Origin of the sequence: Streptomyces lushanensis, from assembly GCF_001700515.1 — a bacterium.
In the GTDB taxonomy this organism is placed as follows: Bacteria; Actinomycetota; Actinomycetes; order Streptomycetales; family Streptomycetaceae; genus Streptomyces; species Streptomyces lushanensis.
Genome location: NZ_MAUD01000584.1, coordinates 1 through 649, shown reverse-complemented (window position 1 = coordinate 649; position 649 = coordinate 1). Strand labels below are relative to the sequence as shown.

Genomic DNA, 649 nt, shown 5'->3' with positions numbered 1-649 from the left:
GATCAGGGTGCGGGCGCCGGGGGTGAGCCGTATCTCGGCGCGCACCTTCTCCACCACCGACTCGTCCAGCCCGGCCAGCAGTGCCACCCGCGCGTGCAGGGACTGCTCGAAGTCCAGCTCTCCGCGCATGGCCCTGGAGGTCACCTCGGCGACCTCGGCCTCACAGCCCGCGTGGGCCGCGAAGAGTTCGATGACCTCGTCCTGGATCAGTGTCGAGTCCACGTCCATGACCACCAGCCGCTGNNCCGCCGTCGACTCGGCGGTCAGCGGATTGCCGAGCACGGTGACATGGGAACGGCCGCTGCCGCGCGGCCGGTTGTCGCCGATGCCGGAGATGATCTCGGCCTGGAGTTTGAGCGATTCCGTCCAGGTGTGCACGGTCGCCCGCAGTTCGCCCTCGCTGGCGCCGCCGGAGGCCGGAGCGGTGATCAGCGCGCAGAGGACGATACGGCCACGGGTGACGACCTGCTCGATGTCGATCACATCGACGGAGTAGGCGGCGAGGGTGTCGAAGAGCCCGGCGGTGATCCCGGGACGGTCCTTCCCGAAGATCTTGACGAGAAGAGTGGGGACGTCGGCGGTCCGAGGGGGCTGCGATGCGCTCATGGTGGTTCCACCGTATCGGGCGAGTCAGGAGCTGTGGCCGGCC

At 69.1% G+C, this 649-nt stretch carries 1 protein-coding gene and 1 pseudogene; both read right to left on the bottom strand.

Annotated elements, in window-relative coordinates:
• Window positions 1-243 (bottom strand): annotated as a pseudogene (locus BFF77_RS37465) (HAD family hydrolase); the annotation flags it as partial.
• Window positions 244-245: 2 nt separating this feature from the next.
• On the bottom strand, window positions 246-606 hold a 361-nt coding region (locus BFF77_RS37460; protein ID WP_281196666.1), incomplete at its 3' end, for an ACT domain-containing protein.
• Window positions 607-649: the final 43 nt, after the last annotated feature.